Origin of the sequence: Bosea sp. ANAM02 (genome assembly GCF_011764485.1) — a bacterium.
GTDB lineage: Bacteria > Pseudomonadota > Alphaproteobacteria > Rhizobiales > Beijerinckiaceae > Allobosea.
In genome coordinates this window covers 3,114,291-3,138,250 of record NZ_AP022848.1, presented here as the reverse complement: position 1 = coordinate 3,138,250, position 23,960 = coordinate 3,114,291, and the positions used below count along the sequence as shown (strand labels likewise).

Below are 23,960 nucleotides of genomic sequence, written 5' to 3'. Positions count from 1 at the left end.
CCGCCGGCGCGCAAGCGCCGGCGGTTTCGTTTGAGTGGCCCGTCGTGATTGCGGCACGGCCTGCTCAGGCCCATCTTGAACCTGTCTCGCCAGGCCGGAGAGCCATGAAGCTGCGTCGTCGTTCGAAATCGAGGCCGAAGCCGGATCGCTGGGCGGCGTTCGACAGCCTGCCGGCGCCGGTGCGGCACGCTCTCGCGCAAGCGGCTTATCCGCTGGACCCCTGCAAGCTCATCGGTCGTGGCGATACCGAAGCCGCGATGCGCCGGCTTGCCCGGCTCGAAGCCGCGGCGAGGCGCGCGGGTCGCTCCGCGTATTAGGGATCAGCGACGGACCGCATGATGGTGGGCGGTGACGGGCTCGAACCGCCGACCCTCTCGGTGTAAACGAGATGCTCTACCAACTGAGCTAACCGCCCTCGGCGTCGCGTTTAAGGCTTAGGCGGTCGCATCGCAAGCGTTGTCGGGCAGGGCGCCTCGCCAATATCGGCCAGAGGCCGAATTTCGCCATCTTCATCATCATCCTGCCGGTGCCATGGAAACGCGCAGCCGGACCCGCCTCCGCCACGCTCTGGGCCATGATGGCCCTATCATCGCCTGCCTGGGCCTCGCCCTCGCGGCAGGGCAGGCCTCCGCGCAGACGCTCCTGCCCGATTCCTTCTTCGCCGATCGGCCGGCTTTCTCGCAGCCGGAGCAACTCGGCAGGCCGGCAAGCTGCGAATCGATCGCGGCACAATTGCCCGATTCGATTCCTGCCGACACACGGGTCGACATGGCGATCGCAGGGACGGTGAGCCTGGTGCGGACCGACGGCGCGCTCTGGTATGTCGCGGTCTGCGCGGAGCCGGGCGTCCGGGTCCTCTGCGTGACTTATGGCGCCGGCGACCTGAAACCGGGCGACAAGGCCGTCCTGCGCGGCGGATATAACCGCCAGGACAAGCGTCACGTCTTGCTCGATCCCTGCCTCGCGTCGCCGGAAAGCGGGGCGGGCGCGAGCGATCCGTAAGTCGAGCGAGGATATTTTTCCCCAGGCGTGAATTTGCCGGCGACACTCGCTTGACACTTCAGGCCGGGGGCAATACTCACCACGTCGCTGACGGCGAAAGCCTCAGCCGCCCAGCGCGGGCGTAGCTCAGTTGGTTAGAGTGCCGGCCTGTCACGCCGGAGGTCGCGGGTTCGAGCCCCGTCGCCCGCGCCATTTTGTTCAAAGACTTAGCATACGTTTATCAGAATCCGCTGGAAGCGGATGATCCGGTGCGTTTGAGATTTGAGCGCACTTCGTTATCGGGCGGCTCGCTTTTGATGGACATGCTGAGCGAGCTCTTCCGTACTATCGTTCCGGCCCGCCTGCAGGCCGCTTCCATGCCTGCTCGCGCTCGGTCGCCATCCGACAGGGGCTTCGGATACCGCTCGCATCACCGCCGAAGAATGGACCGCGCGGCGTATGATCCATGCCGGCGAGGGCACTTGCGTCGCTACCTGTGATCGCGGCGAAGAGTTCCGTGGAGAAGGGCTGGGTAAGCCGCTCGCCGCGCTGAGTGGCGCACCTGACGCTCGGCGCCTGGCTGTCCTGCGCGCCGCTGCCTTCCGGGATGGCGATCGGGTGCGGAATTGCGCACTGCGTCTGCGCCGGACCACCCGCATCTGTGATCAAGTTTTGTCACGGGGGAGGCCAACAGCCGCTCATGCAAAAGGTCCCTGACGCAGCGCGCCGCGGACCTTCCCATGGTCGGAGACCTACTTCCCGTCGCGCGCCTTCACGGCCTGATCCGGGAAGTCCGAGAATAGCCCGTCGAGCCCGAGGGCGAAGAAGGCCTTGTACTCGGCGCCGGCATCGCCCTTGAAATCGGAGGCCAGCCGTTTGGCCTCGCTGCGGAAGGTCCAGCTATGGACCAGGAGCCCGGCCGCATGGGCATCCTTCACCACGTCGGTCGGAGCGATCAGCGTCCGGTCGCGCTCGTCGATCGCGCCGTCGCCATTGAGGTCCTGCGGCTTGCCGTCGGCGCCGATCGTCTGCATGGCGCCGATCAGATAGGGCTTCCACGGTCCGACACCGTCGGCATAGGTCGCGATCTCCTTGAGGCCCTCGGCCGAGAGCATGTCCTGGAAGGTCCGCTTGTCGCCGAGCACGGCGAAGTCATAGGGCCGGTCGAAAGGTGCGGCAAGCGTGACCTTGCCGTCCTTGCCGACGCCGTCGCCGTCGACGAGCTGGACCAGGCGCAACTGCGTCTTCGGGCGCAGGTATTTCAGGTTCGCGGTCTCGAAGCTCTGGATGAAGACCGGAGCGGTCTTGTCGGTCCAGCCGGCGGCCTTGAGCATGTCCAAGAGCTTGTCCTCGAAGGCGAGGCCGAGCGCGGCGTGATAGGTCGGGTGCTTGGTCTCGGGATAGATGCCGATGGTGCGACCGGTGCGGGCGCCCTCCGCCTTGGCGAGGTCGATCACCTCCTGGAAGGTCGGGATCTGGTATTTGCCGTTATGCGATTGGTCGCGATCGGCGAAGGCCTGCCTGGCCCTGAGCGTCTTGATTTCGGCGGCGGTGAAGTCGTTGGCGAACCAGTCGGTGGTATCGACGCCGTCGACCCTGCGGGTGGTCTTGCGACTGGCGAATTCCGGGCGCTCGGCGACATCGGTCGTGCCTGATAGCATCGGCTCGTGGCGGACGATCAGCACGCCGTCCCTGGTCGAGACGAGGTCCGGCTCGATGAAATCCGCGCCCTGCTGGATCGCGAGCTTGTAACCCTCGATCGTATGCTCCGGCAGATAGCCGCTGGCGCCGCGATGGGCGATGACGAGCGGCCTCTGGCCCGACAGCGTCGGAGCCGCCTGCGCGAATGCTGCCGGGGCCTGCAAGGTCAAAGCGGCAAGAAGCGTCGTCGAGAGAAGGACATGCTTTGTCATGATCGGGCCTGGTCCAGCGGAAATGCGCGGGACCTTAGGGCGCTCGATATGACACGGCCATGAAGGCCTGCGATTAGATTTGAAGCGCGTTCGTGGCTGCACCAAACCGACGAGCCCGCCTCGGCAGGCCGAAGCGGGCTTTCTTCGAGCGCCGGCGCGGGCAGGGGCTGCCTGGTGCCGCCCTCCCGATCCGCGCAAATCTCAGCGGCGGTTCTCGAGCGTGGTCTTGGCGTCGAGGCGCTTGGAGGCCGGCGGGGTATAATCCGGCTGCTGGGTGGCGCAGGCGGCGAGGCCGAGCGCGACGAGGCTCAGGATCAGGATGCGGCTGGCGCTTTTCATGTGTGGATATCCCGTTGGCCGCGACATGCGGTTGCATCGTCTTTCCGCTTGTGAAACGACCGCGTCAAGAGCGTGGCGCCGGGTCCTTCATGTCCCGGCGTCATGTTTGAATCGGTCGAAAGCAATTCGGCCTCGTTTGGCGGCATTCCGGAGCGCGTCCGGCCGTGCCAGGATTGAAGCGTCATGACCCCAGCCGCCCGGATCAGCGCCGCCATCGAGGTGCTGCAGGATATCGTCGAGCGCCGCCGTCCGGCCGCCGACTCGCTCAAGGACTGGGGCCTGTCGCGCCGCTTCGCCGGCTCGAAGGACCGGGCCGCGATCGCCTCGCTGGTCTATGACGCGCTCAGGCGCAAGGCTTCGTCGAGCTATGCGATGGCCTCCGAGACGCCGCGCGCGCTCGTTCTCGGCATGCTCGCCGGCTTGCGCGGGATGGGCGTCGCCGAGATCGCGGAACTCTGCTCCGGCGAGAACCACGCACCGCAGCCGCTGAGCGACGACGAGACCGCGCTGCTCACCGCCTTCTCGGTCGAAGGCGCGCCGGATTGGGTGCAGGCCGACGTGCCGGAATGGCTCTGGCCCTCCTTCCGCGCCGGCTTGGGCGAGGCGGCCATTGCCGAGGGCGAGGCGCTGGCTGCCCGCGCGCCGATCGACCTGCGCGTCAATCGCCTCAAGGCGGGCCGCGACGCCGTGCTCAGGGATCTCGCCCATCTCCAGCCGGAGCCCGCGCCCTGGTCGCCGGACGCGTTGCGCTTCCAGCCCGGGCATGACGGCCGCGGCCCCTCGCTCCAGACCGAGCCAGGCTTCTTCGCCGGCGCCTTCGAGGTCCAGGACGAAGGCTCGCAGCTCGTGACCTTGCTGGCCGGCGCAAAGCCCGGTCAGACCGTGATCGATCTCTGCGCCGGGGCAGGGGGCAAGACGCTGGCGCTGGCCGCGCTCATGGCCGATCGCGGCAGCCTCTACGCCACCGACCTCGACAGCCGCCGCCTCGCGCCGCTGCACGACCGGCTGGCGCGCTCGGGCGCCGGTATCGTCGAGGTCCGCATTCCCCGTTCGCGCGGCCATGAGCCTTTCGCCGATATCGCCGGCCAGGTCGATCTCGTGCTGGTCGATGCGCCCTGCACCGGCTCCGGCACCTGGCGGCGCAATCCGGATGCCAAATGGCGCGTGCGCCCCGGTGCGCTGGCCGAGCGCATCAAGGATCAGGCGGAGGTGCTGGCGCGGGCCGGCAGGCTGGTGAAGCCGGGCGGCCGCATCGCCTACATCACCTGTTCGGTGCTGCCGGAGGAGAATGACGAGGCGATCAGCGCCTTCCTCGGCAAGCATCCGGGCTTCTCTGTCCTGGCGCCCATCGACGTGCTCAAGGGCGCCGAGAGCGATTTCTCCCTGCTCGCCCGCTTCGGCACGGCTCATGGCCTGCAGCTCTCGCCGCGCCGCACCGGCACGGACGGGTTCTATCTGGCCTGCCTCCGGCGCGGGACTAAGAGCCTCTAACAAAATCCGGAGGGGTCTCGATGGGCTTTGGAGGAGACGGATGCCAGGAGGAGACGGATGCCAGGAGGAGCGCGCAGCCGATATCTTTCGATATCGGCAAGTCGTTCCGACGCCGCAGGCGGCCCTCCAATGCCCACCTTCGGCGCCGGGAATTCGGCCGCCCGCGGCGTCGCGGCGCTTGCCGATACCAACGGTATCGGCTTCACCCCGCTCCTGGCGGAGCGGACGAATTGCCGGCGTCGAGACCCCTCCGGATTTTGTTAGAGGCTCTTAGTCGGTCGCCGCCGTTGCGTCGCCTCGCGCGATCCATTAACGGAGCGCGATGACGAGCGCTCAGCCCCATCACGACTCCATCCTCATCATCGATTTCGGCTCGCAGGTGACGCAGCTCATCGCGCGTCGCATCCGCGAGATCGGCGTTTATTGCGAGATCGCCCCGTTCCAGTCCGCTTCCGAGGCTTTCGCCCGCATGAAGCCGAAGGGCGTGATCTTCTCGGGCGGCCCGGCCTCGGTGCCGGACGAGGGCAGCCCGCGCGCTCCCGAGGCGGTCTTCTCGGCCAATATCCCGCTGATGGGCATCTGCTATGGCCAGCAGACCATGGCCCATCAGCTCGGTGGCAAGGTCGAGGGCGGGCACGCTGCCGAATTCGGTCGCGCCGATGTCGAGATCGTTACCCCCTCGGCGCTGTTCGAGGGCGTCTGGGAGGAGGGCGGCCGTTATCCGGTCTGGATGAGCCATGGCGACCGGGTCACGCAGCTCCCGGCCGGCTTCACCGTCAAGGCGACCTCGGAGAACGCCCCTTATGCCGTGGCGAGCGACGAGGAGCGGCGCTTCTATACGACGATGTTCCACCCAGAGGTGGTCCACACTCCCGACGGCGGCAAGCTCCTGCGCAACTTCGTCGTCGCGATCTGCGGCTGCAAGCCGGACTGGAGCATGTCGGCCTATCGGTCCGAGATGCAGAAGAAGATCCGCGAGCAGGTCGGCGCCGGCCGCGTCATCTGCGGGCTGTCCGGCGGCGTCGACTCGGCGGTGGCGGCCGTGCTGATCCATGAGGCGATCGGCGACCAGCTCACCTGCGTCTTCGTCGATCACGGCCTGATGCGGATGAACGAGGCCGAAGAGGTCGTCCGCCTGTTCAGGGATCACTACAACATCCCCCTGGTCCATGTTGAGGCCGAAGAGCTTTTCCTCTCCGAGCTCGCCAAGTGCGGCGCCGATCCGGAGGCCAAGCGCAAGACCATCGGCCGGCTCTTCATCGACGTTTTCGATGCCGAGGCCGCCAAGCTCGGCGGCGCCGATTTCCTGGCCCAGGGCACGCTCTATCCCGACGTGATCGAGAGCGTCTCCTTCTCCGGTGGACCTTCGGTGACGATCAAGAGCCACCACAATGTCGGCGGCCTGCCAGAGCGCATGAAGATGAAGCTCGTCGAGCCGCTGCGCGAGCTCTTCAAGGACGAGGTTCGCGTGCTCGGCCGCGAGCTCGGCCTGCCCGAGGCCTTCGTCGGCCGCCATCCTTTCCCGGGGCCGGGCCTCGCCATCCGCTGCCCCGGCGAGATCACCAAGGAGAAGCTCGACATCCTGCGCAAGGCGGATGCGATCTATCTCGACGAGATCCGCAAGGCCGGCCTTTACGATGTGATCTGGCAGGCCTTCGCCGTGCTGCTGCCGGTGCGCACCGTCGGCGTGATGGGTGACTACCGGACCTACGACCATGTCTGCGCGCTCCGCGCCGTGACTTCGGTCGACGGCATGACGGCGGATTTCTATCCCTTCGACATGAACTTCCTCGGCCGCGCCGCGACCCGCATCATCAACGAGGTCAAGGGCATCAACCGCGTCGTCTACGACGTGACGTCCAAGCCTCCCGGCACGATCGAGTGGGAATGATTCAGGCCCTGCCGGAGCCGGCCTAAGGTCGTCGAGGTTTGTAGCCCGCCAGCGGGCGGTCTCGGCGTTTCATTGTTCGGGTAGAGCCGTTCTGCCGCCGAGCATGGAGAGTGTCAGGCATCTCCGCCCGGCGCGTAGCAGCAACAATTGCGGAGCTTTCGCCTCCAAGCTTACCCAGCCTGACAGCGCGCCCGGCACCAGGCGCGAGGCGCGTGCGAGCATGCGAATCTCCCCTCGGTGCCGACGGCGAGCGGAGTGCACCCGATACAGGATTTATTTTACTTGAGCGTCAGCCACACGCGAGTGGCTGGGGGACTAGGATTCGAACCTAGACAACCAGAGTCAGAGTCTGGGGTCCTACCGTTAGACGATCCCCCAACGACGGGGCGCTGTGTGCTGCGCCGCGTTGGTGAGCCGGGGTCTAATCAATGCGATCCGGCTTGGCAAGAGCAGAATTCGCTTGCAGTGCAAAACGCTTCACAGAAACGTCGGCAACCACGTTTCGCGTCCTGTTCTCCCGCATATCGTCGCGCCTTTCGCGATCGATCGATGCAAGAAGGCAGGCGGCGAGCGGCGGGAAATGCCGTTGTTCGGGCTCGAACAGGAGGGCGGACGGCGATGCGACCCGATGCTTCATGCTCGCGCGACAGTCTGCTCGGCCGCGAGACGGGAGGGCGGCCCCGGCCTGTGCGTCACGCATGGGTGCAGCCTTGCGTGCCAGGGGCTTCTTCGAAGAACATCGCGCCATGAATCAGCAAGAAGCCGCCGCCGCGCTCTCCGTCTGGGTCGCGCTCGAAAGTCCGACCAGCCATCCCGCCGGCCTTAACGGCATGATGGACCTCGTCCAGAAGGACGTCGCGGGGCTGCCGATCGCGGTCGAGCGCATTCCTGGCCGCGATGGGCTGGGCGACACGGTCGTGCTGCGCGCAGGCCTCGACAATGGCCAGCCCGGCGTCGCCGTGATGTCACATCTCGACACGGTCCATCCGGTCGGCACCAGCGCGAAGGAGCTACCGGTCAGGATCGACGGCGACAGGCTCTACGGCCCCGGCGTCTACGACATGAAGGGCGGCGCCTGGCTCGCCCTGCAGGCCTTCAAGCAGGTCGCGGCCGCAGGCTCGGCCAGGCGGCCGATGGTCTTCCTGTTCACGCCGGACGAGGAGATCGGCTCGCCGACCAGCCGCGCGTTGATCGAGGAGATCGGGAGGGGCTCCAAGGCCGTGCTCGTCACCGAGCCGGCGCGGCAGGGCGGCAGGATCGTCACGGCCCGCAAGGGCGTCGGCCGCTTCGACGTCAGGCTGGAGGGGCGCCCGGCCCATGCCGGCTCGAAACATGCCGACGGGCGCAGTGCCATCCGCGAGGCGGCGCACCAGATCCTCGCGATCGAGGGCATGACCGATTATGCGCGCGGCATCACCACCAGCGTCGCGCTGGTCGGCGGCGGCACGGCGGCGAACGTCATCCCGCAGCATGCCTGGTTCAGCGTCGATTGCCGCGTCACCACGCTCGCCGACGGCACGATGATGGAGAACCGCATCCTCAGCCTGAAGCCGCATGATCCCGATGTCGCGCTGCGCATCACCGGCGGCATGAACCGGCCGCCCTACGAGAAGTCGGCGGAGGTCGCGGATCTGTTCGAGCTGGCGCGCAAGGTTGCCGCCGATGTCGGCTTCGATCTGCAGGATTGCCCGATGACGGGCGGCGGCTCGGACGGCAACTTCACCGCCGCGCTCGGCGTGCCGACCCTCGACGGACTCGGCATCGACGGTGACGGCGCCCATACGCTGCAGGAATACGGGCTGATCTCCTCGATCGTGCCGCGTCAGGCGCTGATGAAGGGCCTTCTGGAGGCGATCTGAGACGCCGCGTTGCGCTCTCGGCTTTCAAAGGAAACGCGTGTCATCCCGGGCGACCATAGGGAGACCCGGGATCCATTCCTGAACCTCTATCGGAAGCGCTCTGGCATGGATCCCGGGTCTGCGCTTTGCTCCACCCGGGATGACCCGCGGTTTTGAGTAGAGGGCATTGACAAGAAAAAAGCCCCTCGCAGCGCGAGGGGCTTTCTCGGTTCAGGAATTGCCCGAAGCTTCAGGCTTCCGGCTCGCCCATGCCGCCGGCGGCGAGGAATTTCTCGAGCCAGTGGATGTTGTAATCGCCGTTGAGGATGTCCGGGTTGCGCACCAGCGTGCGGAACAGCGGCAGCGTCGTGTCGACGCCGTCGACGACGAACTCGTCGAGCGAGCGGCGCAGGCGCATCAGGCACTCGTCGCGGTTGCGGCCATGGACGATCAGCTTGCCGACCAGCGAATCGTAATGCGGCGGGATCGTGTAGCCCTGATAGGCCGCCGAATCGACGCGCACGCCGAGGCCGCCCGGCGTGTGGAACGAGGCGATCTTGCCGGGCGAGGGGCGGAAGGTCGCGTGATGCTCGGCATTGACCCGGCACTCGATGGCATGGCCCTCGATGACGATGTCGGACTGCTTGAGCGAGAGCGGCGCGCCCGCGGCGATGCGGATCTGCTCGTTGACGAGGTCGATCCCGGTGATCATCTCGGTCACGGGATGCTCGACCTGGATGCGGGTGTTCATCTCGATGAAGTAGAACTCGCCGTCCTCGTAGAGGAACTCGATCGTGCCGGCGCCGCGATATTGCAGCTCGCGCATCGCCTTGGCGCAGATCTCGCCGATCCGGTCGCGCTCGCCGGCGTTCAGCGCGGGCGAGGGGCCTTCTTCCCAGACCTTCTGGTGGCGGCGTTGCAGAGAGCAGTCGCGCTCGCCGAGATGGATGGCGTTGCCGCGGCCGTCGCCGAGCACCTGAATCTCGATATGGCGCGGCTTCTCGAGATATTTCTCGATATAGACCGCGTCGTCGCCGAAATTGGCCTTGGCCTCGCTGCGGGCGGTGGCGAGCAGGACGGCGATCTCGTCCTCGGTGCGAACCACCTTCATGCCCTTGCCGCCGCCGCCGGAGGCGGCCTTGATGATGACGGGCAGGCCGATCTCGCGGATGATGCGCGTGGCCTCGACCTCGTCGGCGACGCCGCCCTCGGAGCCCGGCACGCAGGGGATGCCGAGGCGCTTGGCGGTGCGCTTGGCCTCGATCTTGTCGCCCATCGAGCGGATATGCTCGGCCTTGGGGCCGATGAAGGTGATGTTGTGCCGGTCGAGGATATCGGCGAAGCGGGCGTTCTCGGAGAGGAAGCCGTAGCCGGGATGGACCGCGTCGGCGCCGGTGATCTCGCAGGCCGCGATCAGGGCGGGGATGTTGAGATAGCTCTCGCGGGCCGGCGGCGGGCCGATGCAGACGCTCTCGTCGGCGAGGCGCACATGCATGGCGTTGGCATCGGCCGTGGAATGCACCGCGACGGTCGCGATGCCGAGTTCCTTGGCCGCGCGCAGCACGCGCAGCGCGATCTCTCCACGATTGGCGATCAGGATCTTGTCGAACATCTTGAAACCCGAAACGGACCCGGCGGCGCGAGGCGCCGCGCTCACTCGATCACCAGCAGCGGCTCGCCGTACTCCACCGGCTGGCCGTCTTCGACCAGAATGGCCGTGACCTTGCCGGCGCGGGGCGCGACGATGTCGTTGAAGGTCTTCATCGCCTCGACGAGCAGGATGCGCTCACCCTGCTTCACGACGCTGCCGATCTCGACGAAGGGCTTGGCATCGGGCGAGGGGCGGCGATAGGCGGTGCCGACCATCGGGGAGGGCACGGCGCCGGGATGGGCGGCGGTCGGCTTGGCTTCGACGGGCGCCGCAGCGGCGGCAGCCACCGGGGCCGGCATCGCCATCATCGGCGCGGCGGCGGGCACCTGCACGGTCGTCGAGATGTTGCGGGCGACGCGGACGCGCAGATCGCCCTTCTCGACCTCGATCTCGGTGAGATCGGTCTGGTTCAGCAGCTCGGCGAGCTCGCGGACAAGTTCGGGGTCGATCGGGCTCTTGGTCGCCATGGCGGGTGTCACCGTCTTCTTCGGATATTCGGATGGAGGCGACGCTCGAGCCGCGCTCCCGTTCAAAAATGGCTCAGGCGGCTTGCGCCGCCCGCTTTTCCAATAGCGGCACGATCGCGTCGAGAGCGAGGTCATAGCTCGCGACGCCGAAGCCGCAGATCACGCCGACGCAGACCGGTGCCATATAGGAGTGGTGCCGGAATTCCTCGCGCGCATGCACGTTGGAGATATGGACTTCGATCGCCAGCGCATCGACGCCCTTGATCGCGTCGCGCAGGGCGACCGACGTATGGGTATAGGCGCCCGCGTTGATGATGACGCCGGCACCGGCCAGGCCCGCCTGCTGGATGAAGGTGACCAGCTCGCCCTCGGAATTGGTCTGGCGGAAGGTGAGTTCTACGCCCGCCGCCTCGGCCTTGCGGCGCAGGCGTTCCTCGACGCCGGCCAGCGTGACCGCGCCATAGGTTCCGGGCTCGCGGGTTCCGAGCAGGTTGAGATTGGGTCCGTTCAGGACGTGGACGGCGACCATAGGGGGCGTTGATTCCGGCACCGCGCGCGGGCGGCAGGAGCCGCCCTCATAAACGTTGCGGGCCGGCAGGGGAAGTCTTAGAGGCTCCAAGTGCCCTGCCGGTCCATCGAATGATGTTGGAACGATCGATCAGCCGGCGCAGTCGGTCTTGCCGCAGCGGCGGACGGAATCGATCTTCGCCTTGAGGGCGGCCTGGCCGACCGCGCCGAAGACGATCTCGTCGCCTATGATGAAGGCCGGCGTACCGGTCAGGCCGAGGCGATCGCCGAGCGCGACGGTGTCCGAGATCGCTGCCTTCGTTGCTGGCGCCTCCATATCCTTCTTCAACTGGGCGACGTCGGCGCCGGCTTCCTTGGCGACCTCGAGGGCCTTGGCGGCGTTCACCTTGCCCTTCACGGCCATCAGCTTGTTGTGGAACTCGAAATATTTCGCGCCCTGGAGCTGGTTCTTGGCGGCGACGGCGACGCGGCTGGCCTCGACCGAATCAGGCCCGAGGATCGGGAAGTCCTTGAGCACGACGCGCAGTTCCGGATCGGCCTTGGAGAGTGCAGTAACGTCCTCCATCGCCCTTTTGCAGAAGCCGCAATTGTAGTCCATGAACTCGACGAGGGTGATGTCGCCCTGCGGGTTGCCGATGATGACCGAGGTCGCGGGGTCGGTGATGCGGGCCTTCTCGGCGGCGACGGCATTGCGCTGGGCCTCGGCCTGGGCGACCGTGTTGCGGCGCTCCAGCTCGATCAGGGCGTCCTGGATGATCTCGGGGTTCTTCAGCAGCGTCTCGCGGACAAGGTCGGTCACCGCCTTGCGCTGCTCGGGCGAGAGCGGCTGGCCCTGCGCCATGGCCGGCGCGGCGGAGACCGCAAGCCAAAGGCTCAGCGCGATCGCGGCAGGCCGCAGGCAGGCGCGCGCCAGGCTGGTCAGGGTCGGGAAAGCCATCTCGTCATCCTTTTCATAGCCGCCGGGCGGCAAACCGCGGCGCAAGCAGCGCTTCCAGCCGCGAGCTTGTGGGTGTTCGGCGGGTGAAGGTCAAATCACAGCTCTGCCAGCGGATGCGGCCGATGGTTGCAGGCGAGGGCGGGGTCGGCTACGCGAGCGGGCCTCCTCGCGAAACCGGACGAGCCGATGTCGAAGCCCCTGATTGCGCCTGCCGCCTTGCCCGCTCTCGCCGAGCGGGCCGAGCGCGTCGCGCCCTTCATCGTCATGGACGTGATGAACCAGGCGACGGCGATCGAGCGTCGCGGCGGTTCGGTCGTACACATGGAGGTCGGCCAGCCCTCGGCGCCGACGCCGGCCTCGATCCGCGCCGCGGCAGCCAGGGCGCTGGAGCATGGCCGGATCGGATATACGCAGGCGCTCGGCACGGATTCGCTGAGGGGTCGCATCGCGCGGCATTATCGAGACGCTTATGGCGTCCAGGTGGCGGCCGAGCGCATCGTGGTCACGACGGGCTCGTCCGGCGGCTTCATCCTCGCCTTCCTCGCCTGTTTCCAGCCCGGCTCGCGCATCGCGATCACGGCGCCGGGCTATCCGGCCTATCGCAACATCCTGATCGCGCTCGGGCTGGAGCCGGTGGCGATCGAGGTCGGCCCCGAGACCCGCTTCGCGCTGACGCCGGACCTGATCGAGCGCGCCCATCGCGAGAAGCCGCTCGCCGGCGTGCTGACCATGAGCCCGGCCAACCCGACCGGCGTGGTGATGGCGCCGGAGGCCATCGCCGATGTCGCCGCCTGCTGCCGCAAGCTCGGGCTCTGGTACATTTCGGACGAGATCTATCACGGCCTGACCTACGAGACCGCGGCGACGACGGCGCTCGCCGCCGATCCCGATGCGATCATCGTCAACTCCTTCTCCAAATACTATTGCATGACCGGCTGGCGCGTCGGCTGGCTCGTCGTGCCGCAGCGGCTGGTGCGCACGATCGAGCGCCTGCAGCAGAATTTCTCGATCTCGGTTCCCTATCTCAGCCAGGTCGCGGGCGAGGCGGCCTTCGACGCGACCGAAGAATGCGAGGCGATCAAGGCGGGTTATGCGCAGAACCGCGCCTTCCTGCTGAAGGCATTGCCTGAGATCGGGCTCGGCGATTTCCTGCCGGTGGACGGGGCCTTCTACATCTATCTCGATATCGGCCGGTACTCGAACGATTCGATGGCCTTCTGCCGCAGCGTGCTCGAGGAAGCCGGGGTCGCGATCACGCCCGGGCTCGATTTCGACGAGGCGCGCGGAGCCCGTACGATCCGGCTCTCCTTCGCCGGTTCGCTCGGCGAATGCGAGGAAGCGGTGACGCGCATCGGCACCTGGATGAAGAAGCGCTGACCGGCAGCCTTTTAGCCTGCGTGGACTGCTTGCCAGACTTCGCGGAATCCCAGCATTCTGTCCTTGTGGGATAGCGCGGAGACCTGCCAATGAACGTCGTAGTATCGGCGGCATCCGTTCCGCGGCGCAGCGTTGCCCGGCTGGCGGCGTTTGCCGGTTGTCTGGTGCTCGCTCTCGCCGCGATGATCTCGGTCCCACCGGCCAAGGCTCAAAGCCAATCCTCCGTCGTCCTCAACCTGCGCGGCGATGAGACGCCCGAGACGATCCGCAAGATGGTCGATGCCCTGTCCGCCCCGGGGCGGCAGGTCGAGATCAGGGTCGGGGGCGTCGCGACGCCTGCACCCGCCGCTGCCGCCGCGCCCAAGCCGGACGCGCCCAAGCCGTCGATGGCGGACGAAGACGGCATCCAGGTCCAGATCAACGCGCTGATCGACCAGTTCGTCGAGGGGCTCGACCAGGGCGGCACCGCGATTCCCAGCATCGTCCAGTTGCCCGCTGACTGGGAGCAGGCCTGGCAGCGCAACCTGAACGGGCGCAGCGGTTTATCGGCCGGCTGGCGCACCCTTGGCATCCTCTGCCTCGCGCTGGCGATCGCCTTTGCCTTCCGGCTGGCCGGCGAGCGTTGGTTCGCCCGGCGGCGGCAGCCGAGAGGGCCGGAATTCACCCCGCGCCTGATCGCATCCGGCTGGGGGCTGCTGCAGGACGTCCTGACGATCCTCGTGGCCCTGATCGCGGTGCGCGTCGCGCGCAATGCGTGGCTGCCGGAGAACGACCTCGCGATGTTCGCGCTGACGACGGGCGCCAATGGTGCCGCGATCGGAGCTCTCTATATCGCGACCGGTCGATTCCTGCTCGCTCCGGGCGCGCCCGAGCGGCGGATCATGCCGCTGCCGCGGGCCGAGCGGCACTACCGGGCTCTCGCCATCTATGCCGTGGCGACGCCGCTGGCCGTGATCAGCATCCTGCTGGCGCACCGCGTCGGTTCCGGCCCCCTGCCGGCAACCGGCCTGATCGTGCTGAGCAGCACGGCGCTGACGCTGTTCAAGCTGTGGTTCTTCAACGACGTACGCCGCGATCTCGCCGCGCTGATATTCGCCGGCTCCGCGCATCCCGGCGCGATGCGCCGCCTGATCGCGGGGGGCTCCGCCTGGTTCTACATGGGGGTGATGGTGATCCTCTGGATGGTCACCTGCGCTGCGGCGATGATGCGCAATGGCGGGCGCTGGGCGGAGGCCGCGGCTCTGACGGAGGTCGCGATCGTGGTGATCCCGATCCTGGTCGTCGGCGTGGCGAGCCTGCTGAACTGCCATGCGTCGCGGCGCGAAGCCATCGAAGGCGCAACGCCTCTGACATTGGCGGGCGGCGCCGCCTTGCGGGCCGCGGCGGTCGGCGTGATCTGGGCGGCCGGGTTCTTCGTGCTGTCCCGAATCTGGGCGGGCCTCCTGCTCGGCGTCACGTCCAGCCAGTTCGCCATGGTGATGCGGCAGACGGCGGGCGTCGCCGTCTTCGCCTTCGCCGGCTGGGTCGCGCTCGTCTTCCTGCACGCCTTCTTCGACGGCTATACGCCCAAGCGCGCCACCATCGGCCCCGCCGACGAGGATGCCGCCCATGAGGCGAGCGTCCCGACGCGCCTGGCGACGGTGCTGCCGGTCCTGCGCGGCGTCGTTCTGGGCGCCGTGCTCGGCCTCACCATCCTCATCGTGCTGTCGCGTCTGGGTGTCGATATCGGACCGCTGCTCGCCGGCTTCGGCATTCTCGGCCTCGCGCTGTCCTTCGGCTCGCAGGCGCTGGTGCGCGACATCGTCTCCGGCCTCTTCTTCATGATCGAGGATGCCTTCCGCGTCGGCGAGTATGTCGATACCGGCCGGCTCAAGGGCACCGTCGAGAAGATTTCGCTGCGCTCGATGCAGTTGCGCCACCAGAGCGGCCAGATCCACACCGTGCCCTTCGGCCAGGTCCAGTCCCTGACCAATGCCAGCCGCGACTGGGCGACGGTGAAGTTCAATGTCCGCCTCGACCATTCCGCCGATATCGAGCAGGCGCGCAAGGCGATCAAGAAGACCGGCATCGCGCTGATGGAGGACCCCGAGTTCGGGCCGCATTTCATCGCCCCGCTCAAGATGCAGGGCGTCGCCGACATTACCGACCAAGCCATCGTCGTCAGGCTCAAATTCACCGGCAAGCCGAACCAGGCCTCGATGCTGCAGCGCGAGTCGCTGAAGCGGGTCTACCGGGCTTTCAATGAGGCTCGCGTGCCCTTCGCCTCGAATGCCGTCACGGTGCGTGGCGGCGAGGGCGGCACGCAGAACCAGGCGGCAGCCGCGATCTCGGCCGTGCCGCCCCCGACGCCGCTGGCACCGGCGGCGGGCTGAAACGGGCCGGTGCCGCCAGCGGTGGACCCCTCAAGCCGTTCCCACCCTGTCAGGGCCTGCCTTTCTGGAAGGTGTCCCAGATGAGGCTGCCGAACAGATACAGGAGCGCTGGCGGATCGGAGTGCCCCCATCCGAGGAAGACCAGCCCGAAGCTGCTGATGGCAAGTAGGGCGCCGGCATAGGCGAACAGGCCGGTCGACGCGGTAAATGATGCGACCTCGGCGCGCCTGCCTGCACGCTCGGCGCGATTCTGTGCGCGCTCGGCATGGAATTGATCGGCGTAGAGCGTGGGCGTCGTCTGCGTTCCGACCGGACGATCACCCTCAAGCTCGACCCTGAGCGCGACGAACAGCACCAGCAGCCCGAGCATGCCCACGCCGAACCAGCCGATCGCGCTCCAGGCGAGATAAGCGAGGCCCGTCAAGCCGATGGCGGCCAGCGCGATCATGACCATGCGCTCGCGGTTACGTGGCGGCGGCATCGGCTCCTGCCTCGGGTGGCATGCTCTCCGGACGATGATCCTGCCCGCTTTGCTGGACCGTGAAAAGAAAAAGCCCGCTGCGGATCGCAGCGGGCTTCGTCATTCAGCGGATGTGGTCAGCGCGATCAGGAGCGGCCGGCGAGCCGGTTCCACCAGCCGCCGCGCTTGGGCCGGTTCGGGTCCGGCTCGGTCAGCACGACCGCGACGGGTTCTTCCACCGGGGCCTTGGCCGGGGCGGGCTCAGGCGCCGGAGCGGGCTCGACCGGAGCCGGAGCGGCCTCGGGAGCCGCAGCCGGGGCCTCGGCCTTCGTCTCGGCGGGGGCCGGAGCGGCTTCCGCGGCGGCTTCGCTGCCCTCGGTGATCGGCACGACCTTCTTGCGCGAGCGGCTGCGCTTGGGCTTCTCGGCCTCGGCGGGAGCGGTTTCGGCCGCGGCGGTCTCGACCTTGGCCTCGGTCTCCTTGGCGGCCTCGGCCTTCGGCTTGCGGGCGCGGCTGCGCTTCGGCTTGGCTGCGGGCTCCTCGGCGACCGGCTCCGGGGCGACCTCGGCCACGGCTTCGGCAACCGGCTCGGCAGCGGCCGGGGTCACGGCCCCGTCGCCGTCATCCTCGCCCTCGTCGCCTTCGTCATCGCCCTGCGCGCCGTCGAGCTGCTGGCCCTGCTCGTCGCGCTCGCCGCCACGCCGGCGCCGACGGCGACGGCGGCGGCGACGGCCGTTCTCACCCTCGCCACGCTCGGACTGGCCCTGTGCTTCGGCCGCGACGGCTTCGGTGCCGTCGGTCTCGGCGTCGAGGGCAGCCGCTTCAGCGGCGGCGTCGAGCGCCTCATCGTCGACATCCGACGCGATCGCCTCGGCCTTGAAGCTGGTCGGGACGACCCGGCCCTCGTTGCCGACGAACTCGCCGCGCTCGACCTCGAAATAGCGCGTGCCCAGCAGGTTCGCGTCGGTCGAGACGGTGATGGCGATGGCGAAGCGGGTCTCGAGATCGGCGAGATGGGCGCGCTTCTGGTTGAGGACGTAGAGCGCGACCTCCGGCCTGGTGCGGACGGTGAGGTTGTGCGAGGCGCTCTTGATCAGCGTCTCCTCCAGCGCGCGCAGGATTTGCAGCGCGACCGACGGAGTCGAGCGGATCATGCCGGCGCCGGCGCAATGCGGGCAGGGCACCGAGGAGGATTCGAGCACGCCGGTGCGGATGCGCTGGCGCGACATCTCCAGCAGGCCGAAGGCCGAGATGCGGCCGACCTGGATGCGGGCGCGGTCGTCCTTCAGGCACTCCTTCAGCTTCTTCTCGACGGCGCGGTTGTTCCGGTTCTCCTCCATGTCGATGAAATCGATCACGATGAGGCCGGCGAGGTCGCGCAGGCGGAGCTGGCGGGAGATTTCCTCCGCCGCTTCGAGATTGGTCTTGAGGGCGGTGTCCTCGATATTGTGCTCGCGGGTCGAGCGGCCCGAGTTGATGTCGATCGCGACCAGCGCTTCCGTCTGGTTGATGACGAGATAGCCGCCGGACTTCAGCGTGACCGTGTTCGAGAACATCGCGTCGAGCTGGCTTTCGACGCCGAAGCTCGCGAAGAGCGGGGTCTGCTCGCGATAAGGCTTCACGCTCTTGGCATGGCTCGGCATGAGCATGCGCATGAAGTCCTTGGCCTCGCGATAGGCGCTCTCGCCGGCGACGTGAACCTCGTCGATATCCTTGTTGTAGAGGTCGCGGATCGAGCGCTTGACGAGGTTGCCCTCCTCATAGACGAGCGACGGGGCGACGGAGGCCAGCGTCAGCTCGCGCACGCTCTCCCACATCCGCATCAGGTATTCGTAGTCGCGCCGGATCTCGACCTTGGTGCGCGAGGCGCCGGCCGTGCGCAGGATCAGGCCCATCCCCTCCGGGACCTCCAGCTCCTGCGCGATCTCCTTCAGGCGCTTGCGGTCTTCCGTATTGGTGATCTTGCGCGAGATGCCGCCGCCCTTGCCGGTATTCGGCATCAGCACGGAATAGCGGCCGGCGAGCGAGAGATAGGTGGTCAGCGCCGCGCCCTTGTTGCCACGCTCTTCCTTGACGACCTGGACCAGGATGATCTGGCGACGCTTGATCACCTCCTGGATCTTGTACTGGCGGCGGTGGCTGCGCTGGCGCCGCTCCGGCATGTCGTCGAGGGCGTCGCCGCCGCCGAGTTGCTCGGGAGCCTCCTCGGCATCGTCATCGCCGTTCTCGTCGTCGCTTTCGTCCTCGGACGGCTTGCGCGCCTCGGTCTCCGGGCTCTCCGGCGCCTCGGCCGAAACGACGGTCTCCTCGGCCGGGACGGTGGCCTCGACGGTTTCGAAGGTCAGCGGCGCGGCGTTCGGGGCGGCATCCTCAGTGGTCGATTCGGCGACGTCGGGGGCGAAGGTTTCGCCGAAGGCAGGGCCGCCCTCGTTGACCATCGCGGCTTCCTTGCCGTCGGTCTCGACGCGCTCCTCGCCGGTCTCGGCGGTCGCCTCGACCTCGGCCGAGACGGTCTCGTCGGCAGCGGCCTTCTTGGCGCGGCTGTCGCGGTCGCCGCGACGGCCACGGTCGCGGCGGCCGCGCTTCTCGCGGCGCTCCTCGTCGCGCTCCTCGTCACGCTCGGCGCGGGCCTCGTCGTCGAGCAGGGCCTGCCGGTCGGCGACCGGGATCTGATAGTAGTCCGGATGAATCTCGGAGAAGGCGAGGAAGCCGTGACGGTTGCCGCCATATTCCACGAAGGCCGCCTGGAGCGAGGGCTCCACGCGGGTCACCTTGGCGAGATAGATATTGCCGCGGAGCGGCTTGCGACTGGCGGATTCGAAATCAAACTCTTCGACGCGGGACCCGCGGACCACCACGACCCGGGTCTCCTCCGGGTGGGTGGCATCGATAAGCATCTTGTTGGCCATAAGTCATTTCCATTGGCGCGGCCGCCGACCGGGGCCGCACGGCTACGGATATCGATCCGCCGCCGCGGGCAGGGGCGCCGCGAGAAGGCCGGAGCAAGCCGGCATGTTGCAGGAGGGAGAAGGAAGCGGTCGAGACAGGAAGGCGGCTCGGAACAGCAGCCCGGGCGCAAAGCCCCGCGCGGTTCCGCAGGTTCGGACGGTTCACCGATGGTGCTAGCGGCGTCTTATGCCCCGTCATCTGTCCTGACCTGCGATGCTCCGGCCGGGCGGCCAGGCACATCGCGTTTGCACGCTCGCAAGACAGGGCAGGGCGCAGAAAACACGCAATCCCGATGCCAACCGTCTGCGGACGATCCGTTGCGGTCGTCTTGTTGCCGCCGCTCCGCTGGGAAGAGACGGCCCAACCTGCTTCGGACGCCGACGGATCGCACGATCCGGATGTGTCCCTCGGGCAGGCTGACAAGCAACCTGCTCCATTACAGACAGGTGATGGTGATTTGCAAGTCACATGACGGCCGCATTTCAGCCGGGGCGCATAACGGGCGGTTCCCGGCTTCCGGGAGAGATGGTAACGGGCTGTTAGGATTTCAGCCCCGTTATGGTTAAACCCTCGTAACAATCTGCGGGATCTTTCAACTGTTATCGTGCATCCGCCGCGCCGATCCGAGCCGTTGCGATGCGCCGTGGCGATTTCGGGCGCTGCGGTGCGTGCTTGCCGTCGCATGCCTGCTGGCGAGCGTTTCCCTGGCGGGCGTTGCGCAGGCCCAGCCCAAGGCTGAGCCGCGGCCGCAGAACGAGTATCCGGTCGCGACCGATGCCCGAATCGAGCAGAGCGGCGAGACCGTGCGGCTCACGATGATGCTGTCCGCGTCGGTCGCGGTCGATGCGTGGGTGCAGGCCGCGCCGGATCGGGTGATCGTCGAATTGCCCTCGACCAATTTCCAGATTCAGCCCTCGGCAAGGCGCAGCGCCGGTTTCGTCAGCGGCTATCGCTATGGCCTGTTCACGGCCGACAAGGCCCGAATCATCATCGACTTGTCCCATCCCGCCAGCATCGCAAAAGCCGTGGTGAAGACGGTGCGTGGCGGCTTCGGCGAGCTGACTATCGAATTGAAGAAGACTGCGCGGGCGGACTTCCTGGCCGAGGCCGGCAAGATGCTGAAGCCTTCATCGACCATCCCGGCTCCGGCGCCAGCGGCCAAGACCGCCGGCGAGACCCGGCACACCATCGTCATCGACCCCGGCCATGGCGGCATCGATCCCGGTGCGACGGTTGCCGCGATCGCAGAGAAGGTCGTGGTCCTTGCCTTCGGCAAGGCGCTCAAGGAACAGCTCGAAGCCAATGGCCGCTACCGTGTCGTCATGACCCGCGACGACGACCGTTTCGTCTCGCTCGGTGATCGCGTGCAGATCGGGCGCGGCGAGCAGGCCGACCTGTTCATCTCGATCCATGCCGATTCGCTGACACAGGCGCAGGAGGTGCGCGGCGCCACCGTCTATACCCGCTCCGAGCGCGCGACCGACGCCGAGGCTGCCCGGCTCGCGGCCAAGGAGAACGAGGCCGATGCCGTCGCCGGCCTGGAAAGCAGCGAGGAACTGCAGGATGTCGCCGGCATCCTGATGGACCTCGCCCGGCGCGAGACGCGGACCTTCACCGGGGTCTTCGCGCGCAATCTGGTCGAGAAGCTCGGCGGCTCGATCAAGATGCACAAGATCCCGCTGCGCTCGGCTCGCTTCTGGGTGTTGAGCGCACCGGACGTGCCCTCGGTGCTGATCGAACTGGGCTACATGTCCAGCCCCAAGGATGCCGAACTGCTGAACTCGCCGGAATGGCGCGGCAAGGCGGTGACGGCCGTATCGGCCGCGATCGAGGACTATTTCGCCCGCGAGCGGGCCTCGGTCGGCAAGGCGGCCGAGAACCGGAACTAGGACGTGCTGACGCGCTGTCATCCCGTGCGCGCTGCGGCGCATAGCGCCGCTGCGCAGACACGGGACCGTCAACCGGAAGGGGCGCCTTTTCGGGTGGCGAGGAGGGTGGAACACGAAGCGGCGCGCGGTCCCGTGTCTGCGCAGCGGCATTCCATGCCGCAGCGCGCACGGGATGACAGCGTAGTCTCGCCGGATGATGCGGATTGTGGTCGGCAGGCCACGGTTCCGCCATCTGCGTCATGTTATAGCTATGATTTGCGACGCGCCCTGATTTGGGGGCAGCCGATGGCAGTTACGGGATCCAGGGCCTGAGATGCGGTTTGTTCTGCGAATCTTCGGATGGTTGTTCGCCGCCGGTGCGATCGCTTTCGTGATCGGCGCTGCCGTTGCCGGCGGCTTGATCTGGCATTATTCGCGCGACCTGCCCGATTATGCGCAGCTCCGGAATTACGAGCCGCCGGTTATGACCCGCGTGCATGCCGGCGACGGCAGCCTGATTGCGGAGTACGCGCGTGAACGACGCCTCTACCTGCCGATCCAGGCCGTGCCGAAGCTCGTCATCGACGCCTATCTCTCGGCCGAAGACAAGAATTTCTACAAGCATGTCGGCGTCGATCCCGAAGGTCTCGTCCGCGCCGCGATCTCGAACTTCCGCAACCGCGGCGCCAATCGCCGGCCGCAGGGCGCCTCGACGATCACTCAGCAGGTCGCGAAGAACTTCTTCCTGAGCCCGGAGCAGTCCATCGAACGCAAGATTCGCGAGGCGCTCGTCGCGTTGAAGCTCGAATCGACCTATTCGAAGGACAAGATCCTCGAACTCTACCTCAACGAGATCTATCTCGGCGCGCCGGCCCCGGGGCAGGGCAGCTACGGCATCGCCGCTGCGGCGCTGAACTATTTCGGCAAGTCGGTGCACGAGCTGAACCTGCAGGAAGCCGCCTATCTGGCCGCCCTGCCGAAGGCACCCTCGGATCTGCATCCCTTCCGCAACCGCGATCGCGCGATCGAGCGCCGCAACTACGTCATCGATCGCATGGTCGAGAACGGCTACGTCAAGCGCGAGGCGGGCGAGATCGCCAAGAAGCAGCCTCTCGGCGTCAATCCGCGCACCGTTTCGCCGAATCAGATCGCCGCCGGCTATTTCGCCGAGGAGATCCGGCGCGAGCTGCAGGACCGCTACGGCGAGAAGAAGCTGCTCGAAGGCGGCCTTTCGGTTCGGGCCACGGTCGACCCCAAGACCCAGTTGATGGCGCGCAAGGCGCTGGTCGATGGTCTGGTGCGTTTCGACGAGGCACGCGGCTGGCGCGGCGCGATCCAGAAGATCGATCTCGGCGGCAAGGAATGGGGTGCCGTCGTCGGTGAGTTGCCGGTGCTCGGCGACGTCGCGCCGTGGCGGCTTGCCGTCGTGCTCGATGTGAATGGCGACAGCGCCAAGCTGGGCCTGCATCCGCTGCGCGACAATGCCGGCCATCTCAACAAGGAGCGGCAGATCCTGACGCTCGCGGCCGACGGCATCAAATGGACCCGCCGTGCCCGCGTCTCGCAGGCCGTCTCGGTCGGCGATATCGTCTATGTCGAGCCGATGGACAGCCGGCCGGGTTTCGCCCGCCTGCGGCAATTGCCGGAGGTCAACGGCGCCATCGTCGCGATGGACCCGTTCTCGGGCCGCGTGCTGGCGATGGTCGGCGGCTTCAGCCACGATCAGTCGGAATTCAACCGCGCGACGCAGGCGCTGCGCCAGCCCGGCTCCTCGTTCAAGCCCTTCGTCTACGCGACCGCGCTCGACAACGGCTATACGCCGTCCAGCATCATCCTGGACGCACCGATCGAGATCGATCAGGGTCCCGGCCTCGGCATGTGGCGGCCGGAGAACTACGACGGCAAGTCGACCGGGCCGCGCACGCTGCGCTACGGCATCCAGTTCTCCAAGAACCTGATGACGGTGCGGCTTGCCAAGGATGTCGGCATGCCGCTGATCGCCGAGTATTCGCGCCGCTTCGGCATCTATGACGATCTTCAGCCCGTGCTGTCGATGTCGCTCGGCGCCGGCGAGACGACGGTGATGCGGATGACCGCGGCCTATTCGATGCTGGTCAATGGCGGCAAGCGCATCCGGCCGACGCTGATCGACCGTATCCAGGACCGTTCGGGCTCGACGATCTTCCGCCACGACCAGCGCGTCTGCGAGGGCTGCAACGCCGAGAAATGGGCGAACCAGCCGGAGCCGCGCCTGATCGACAATCGCGAGCAGGTGCTCGACCCGCTGACCGCCTATCAGATGGTCTCGATCCTCGAGGGCGTGGTCAACGCCGGTACGGCGACGGTGGTCAAGTCCGTCGGCAAGCCGCTCGCCGGCAAGACCGGCACGACCAACGACGCCAAGGATGTCTGGTTCGTCGGCTTCTCGCCCGATCTCGCCGTCGGCGTCTATATGGGTTTCGACAAGCCGAAATCGCTCGGCACCTCGGCGACCGCCGGCCAGTATGCCGCACCGATCTTCCGCGACTTCATGAGCGTCGCGCTGAAGGACAAACCGGCGACGCCGTTCCGCGTTCCGGCCGGCATCAAGCTCATCCGCGTCGACCCCCGCACCGGCATGCGCGCCGGCGGCGAGGGCGGCATCCTGGAGGCCTTCAAGCCGGGCACGGCGCCGCCGGACAGCTATTCGGTGATCGGCGCCGCCGGCGACGGCAGCGCGCCGCTCGGTGTCGGTGGGGGCGGCCGTGCCGTCGGTTCGGGCACCGGCGGGCTTTACTGAGCCAATAGCAAGTGTTTTTTGCGGCGCCCGGAGATCATCTCCGGGCGTTGCTCTTTTCGGACCGGCCAGTCCATGGCCGCCCCGATGGGCAGGGGATATAGTCTCGGGCGTTTACAGCC

Annotated in this window: 18 protein-coding genes and 3 tRNA genes; 10 read left to right on the top strand and 11 right to left on the bottom strand. The window is 67.3% G+C overall.

Annotated elements, in window-relative coordinates; translation table 11 throughout:
• Positions 1-104: 104 nt before the first annotated feature.
• Positions 105-317, top strand: coding sequence for a DUF6525 family protein (locus OCUBac02_RS15045; RefSeq protein ID WP_173046706.1), 213 nt, complete (start codon positions 105-107; stop codon positions 315-317).
• A 22-nt stretch (positions 318-339) separates the two neighbouring features.
• Here OCUBac02_RS15045 and OCUBac02_RS15040 read toward each other — a convergent pair.
• Positions 340-415: transfer RNA gene (locus tag OCUBac02_RS15040), tRNA-Val, on the bottom strand.
• Positions 416-531: 116 nt separating this feature from the next.
• Here OCUBac02_RS15040 and OCUBac02_RS15035 point away from each other — a divergent pair.
• On the top strand, positions 532-1,002 hold the full coding sequence (locus tag OCUBac02_RS15035) for a hypothetical protein (RefSeq protein ID WP_173046704.1): 471 nt from the start codon (positions 532-534) through the stop codon (positions 1,000-1,002).
• A gap of 115 nt (positions 1,003-1,117) precedes the next feature.
• A tRNA-Asp gene (locus tag OCUBac02_RS15030) sits at positions 1,118-1,194 on the top strand.
• A gap of 539 nt (positions 1,195-1,733) precedes the next feature.
• Here OCUBac02_RS15030 and OCUBac02_RS15025 read toward each other — a convergent pair.
• Together OCUBac02_RS15025 and OCUBac02_RS15020 are read right to left on the bottom strand one after the other, a co-directional pair.
• Positions 1,734-2,894 carry a glycerophosphodiester phosphodiesterase gene (locus OCUBac02_RS15025; protein ID WP_173046702.1) on the bottom strand — a complete coding sequence of 387 codons (1,161 nt, stop codon included), beginning with the start codon at positions 2,892-2,894 and terminating at the stop codon, positions 1,734-1,736.
• 201 nt (positions 2,895-3,095) lie between these two features.
• Positions 3,096-3,233, bottom strand: a complete 138-nt coding sequence (locus tag OCUBac02_RS15020) for a lipoprotein (RefSeq protein ID WP_173046700.1) — start codon at positions 3,231-3,233, stop codon at positions 3,096-3,098.
• Between the two features lie 183 nt (positions 3,234-3,416).
• Between OCUBac02_RS15020 and OCUBac02_RS15015 the strand changes: the two genes are divergently transcribed.
• Positions 3,417-4,724 carry an RsmB/NOP family class I SAM-dependent RNA methyltransferase gene (locus tag OCUBac02_RS15015; protein ID WP_173046699.1) on the top strand — a complete coding sequence of 436 codons (1,308 nt, stop codon included), beginning with the start codon at positions 3,417-3,419 and terminating at the stop codon, positions 4,722-4,724.
• Between the two features lie 322 nt (positions 4,725-5,046).
• On the top strand, positions 5,047-6,615 hold the full coding sequence (gene guaA, locus OCUBac02_RS15010; RefSeq protein WP_173046697.1) for a glutamine-hydrolyzing GMP synthase: 1,569 nt from the start codon (positions 5,047-5,049) through the stop codon (positions 6,613-6,615).
• Between the two features lie 304 nt (positions 6,616-6,919).
• Here the strand turns inward: guaA and OCUBac02_RS15005 are convergent.
• Positions 6,920-6,993: transfer RNA gene (locus OCUBac02_RS15005), tRNA-Gln, on the bottom strand.
• 43 nt (positions 6,994-7,036) lie between these two features.
• A complete protein-coding gene (locus OCUBac02_RS15000) occupies positions 7,037-7,315 on the bottom strand; it encodes a hypothetical protein (protein WP_156134927.1) in 279 nt (92 codons plus the stop codon).
• Positions 7,316-7,361: 46 nt separating this feature from the next.
• On the opposite strand from OCUBac02_RS15000, the gene OCUBac02_RS14995 reads away from it, so the two are divergent.
• Entirely contained in the window at positions 7,362-8,474 is a 1,113-nt protein-coding gene (locus tag OCUBac02_RS14995) for a M20 family metallopeptidase (RefSeq protein WP_173046695.1), read from the top strand.
• 229 nt (positions 8,475-8,703) lie between these two features.
• Here OCUBac02_RS14995 and accC read toward each other — a convergent pair whose 3' ends face one another.
• The 4 genes from accC to OCUBac02_RS14975 all read right to left on the bottom strand — a co-directional run bounded on the left by accC (position 8,704) and on the right by OCUBac02_RS14975 (position 12,036).
• Positions 8,704-10,065: an acetyl-CoA carboxylase biotin carboxylase subunit gene (gene accC, locus OCUBac02_RS14990; RefSeq protein ID WP_173046693.1), complete on the bottom strand. Its 1,362-nt coding sequence runs from the start codon at positions 10,063-10,065 to the stop codon at positions 8,704-8,706.
• Between the two features lie 41 nt (positions 10,066-10,106).
• Complete coding sequence (gene accB / locus OCUBac02_RS14985; protein WP_173046691.1) at positions 10,107-10,571, bottom strand: acetyl-CoA carboxylase biotin carboxyl carrier protein; 465 nt, start codon at positions 10,569-10,571, stop codon at positions 10,107-10,109.
• A gap of 73 nt (positions 10,572-10,644) precedes the next feature.
• Positions 10,645-11,100: a type II 3-dehydroquinate dehydratase gene (gene aroQ / locus OCUBac02_RS14980; RefSeq protein ID WP_173046689.1), complete on the bottom strand. Its 456-nt coding sequence runs from the start codon at positions 11,098-11,100 to the stop codon at positions 10,645-10,647.
• A 129-nt stretch (positions 11,101-11,229) separates the two neighbouring features.
• The gene (locus tag OCUBac02_RS14975; RefSeq protein ID WP_173046687.1) at positions 11,230-12,036 is read right to left on the bottom strand and encodes a DsbA family protein; all 807 of its coding nucleotides are present in this window, start codon (positions 12,034-12,036) and stop codon (positions 11,230-11,232) included.
• 186 nt (positions 12,037-12,222) lie between these two features.
• Here OCUBac02_RS14975 and OCUBac02_RS14970 point away from each other — a divergent pair, with 186 nt between their 5' ends.
• Positions 12,223-13,413, top strand: a complete 1,191-nt coding sequence (locus OCUBac02_RS14970) for a pyridoxal phosphate-dependent aminotransferase (RefSeq protein WP_173046685.1) — start codon at positions 12,223-12,225, stop codon at positions 13,411-13,413.
• An 89-nt stretch (positions 13,414-13,502) separates the two neighbouring features.
• The gene (locus OCUBac02_RS14965) at positions 13,503-15,785 is read left to right on the top strand and encodes a mechanosensitive ion channel family protein (RefSeq protein WP_052232541.1); all 2,283 of its coding nucleotides are present in this window, start codon (positions 13,503-13,505) and stop codon (positions 15,783-15,785) included.
• 49 nt (positions 15,786-15,834) lie between these two features.
• On the opposite strand, the gene OCUBac02_RS14960 is transcribed toward OCUBac02_RS14965, so the two are convergent.
• Positions 15,835-16,233 carry a hypothetical protein gene (locus OCUBac02_RS14960; protein WP_173046683.1) on the bottom strand — a complete coding sequence of 133 codons (399 nt, stop codon included), beginning with the start codon at positions 16,231-16,233 and terminating at the stop codon, positions 15,835-15,837.
• Between the two features lie 158 nt (positions 16,234-16,391).
• Positions 16,392-19,154: a ribonuclease E/G gene (locus OCUBac02_RS14955; protein ID WP_173046681.1), complete on the bottom strand. Its 2,763-nt coding sequence runs from the start codon at positions 19,152-19,154 to the stop codon at positions 16,392-16,394.
• Positions 19,155-19,862: 708 nt separating this feature from the next.
• On the opposite strand from OCUBac02_RS14955, the gene OCUBac02_RS14950 reads away from it, so the two are divergent.
• Positions 19,863-21,083 carry an N-acetylmuramoyl-L-alanine amidase gene (locus OCUBac02_RS14950; RefSeq protein ID WP_244638950.1) on the top strand — a complete coding sequence of 407 codons (1,221 nt, stop codon included), beginning with the start codon at positions 19,863-19,865 and terminating at the stop codon, positions 21,081-21,083.
• A 313-nt stretch (positions 21,084-21,396) separates the two neighbouring features.
• On the top strand, positions 21,397-23,841 hold the full coding sequence (locus OCUBac02_RS14945) for a penicillin-binding protein 1A (protein WP_047580202.1): 2,445 nt from the start codon (positions 21,397-21,399) through the stop codon (positions 23,839-23,841).
• Positions 23,842-23,960 lie beyond the last annotated feature (119 nt).

What these genes read in the sequence shown, in the direction of transcription:
- OCUBac02_RS15000 (WP_156134927.1), bottom strand. Translation starts at nt 7,315, where the DNA reads ATGCGTGACGCACAGGCCGGGGCCGCCCTCCCGTCTCGCGGCCGAGCA.
- OCUBac02_RS14995 (WP_173046695.1), top strand. Translation starts at nt 7,362, where the DNA reads ATGAATCAGCAAGAAGCCGCCGCCGCGCTCTCCGTCTGGGTCGCGCTC.
- OCUBac02_RS15025 (WP_173046702.1), bottom strand. Translation starts at nt 2,894, where the DNA reads ATGACAAAGCATGTCCTTCTCTCGACGACGCTTCTTGCCGCTTTGACC.
- OCUBac02_RS15020 (WP_173046700.1), bottom strand. Translation starts at nt 3,233, where the DNA reads ATGAAAAGCGCCAGCCGCATCCTGATCCTGAGCCTCGTCGCGCTCGGC.
- OCUBac02_RS15045 (WP_173046706.1), top strand. Translation starts at nt 105, where the DNA reads ATGAAGCTGCGTCGTCGTTCGAAATCGAGGCCGAAGCCGGATCGCTGG.
- OCUBac02_RS15015 (WP_173046699.1), top strand. Translation starts at nt 3,417, where the DNA reads ATGACCCCAGCCGCCCGGATCAGCGCCGCCATCGAGGTGCTGCAGGAT.
- guaA (WP_173046697.1), top strand. Translation starts at nt 5,047, where the DNA reads ATGACGAGCGCTCAGCCCCATCACGACTCCATCCTCATCATCGATTTC.
- aroQ (WP_173046689.1), bottom strand. Translation starts at nt 11,100, where the DNA reads ATGGTCGCCGTCCACGTCCTGAACGGACCCAATCTCAACCTGCTCGGA.
- accB (WP_173046691.1), bottom strand. Translation starts at nt 10,571, where the DNA reads ATGGCGACCAAGAGCCCGATCGACCCCGAACTTGTCCGCGAGCTCGCC.
- OCUBac02_RS14975 (WP_173046687.1), bottom strand. Translation starts at nt 12,036, where the DNA reads ATGGCTTTCCCGACCCTGACCAGCCTGGCGCGCGCCTGCCTGCGGCCT.
- OCUBac02_RS14945 (WP_047580202.1), top strand. Translation starts at nt 21,397, where the DNA reads ATGCGGTTTGTTCTGCGAATCTTCGGATGGTTGTTCGCCGCCGGTGCG.
- OCUBac02_RS15035 (WP_173046704.1), top strand. Translation starts at nt 532, where the DNA reads ATGGAAACGCGCAGCCGGACCCGCCTCCGCCACGCTCTGGGCCATGAT.
- OCUBac02_RS14960 (WP_173046683.1), bottom strand. Translation starts at nt 16,233, where the DNA reads ATGATCGCGCTGGCCGCCATCGGCTTGACGGGCCTCGCTTATCTCGCC.
- OCUBac02_RS14955 (WP_173046681.1), bottom strand. Translation starts at nt 19,154, where the DNA reads ATGGCCAACAAGATGCTTATCGATGCCACCCACCCGGAGGAGACCCGG.
- OCUBac02_RS14970 (WP_173046685.1), top strand. Translation starts at nt 12,223, where the DNA reads ATGTCGAAGCCCCTGATTGCGCCTGCCGCCTTGCCCGCTCTCGCCGAG.
- OCUBac02_RS14965 (WP_052232541.1), top strand. Translation starts at nt 13,503, where the DNA reads ATGAACGTCGTAGTATCGGCGGCATCCGTTCCGCGGCGCAGCGTTGCC.
- accC (WP_173046693.1), bottom strand. Translation starts at nt 10,065, where the DNA reads ATGTTCGACAAGATCCTGATCGCCAATCGTGGAGAGATCGCGCTGCGC.